At 54.3% G+C, this 278-nt stretch carries 1 pseudogene; it reads right to left on the bottom strand.

What is annotated here, in order from left to right:
* Positions 1-176, bottom strand: a pseudogene (locus MJ643_RS31620) (sodium:alanine symporter); the annotation flags it as partial.
* Positions 177-278: the final 102 nt, after the last annotated feature.

Here is a 278-nt window from a genome sequence, read left to right as displayed (position 1 = left end):
GAGGACACGCCTTCTTCCGAACTCTTCCCTTCGCGCATCAGGCGCGTCATCTCGCGCACGTGGCGCAATTGCAGGAAGCGCGAGCGCACCGAGAAATACAAGCCCACGCCCAGGCACAGCGCAATCAGCGCCGGACTCCACACGATGCCGTTGACGGCATTTACCAGATCGATCATGTCCGTTTCCCCAAACGACAGCCCCGTTGCCATCGCAATGTTATTGAGATGCAGGATTTTCCTCTGCGAATGCAAAAAAAGATACATTAACTTGTAGAACAA

Source organism: Pseudomonas sp. PNPG3 (assembly GCF_023093815.1).
GTDB lineage: Bacteria > Pseudomonadota > Gammaproteobacteria > Pseudomonadales > Pseudomonadaceae > Aquipseudomonas > Aquipseudomonas asiatica.
This window is presented reverse-complemented; position numbering and strand designations above follow the sequence as displayed.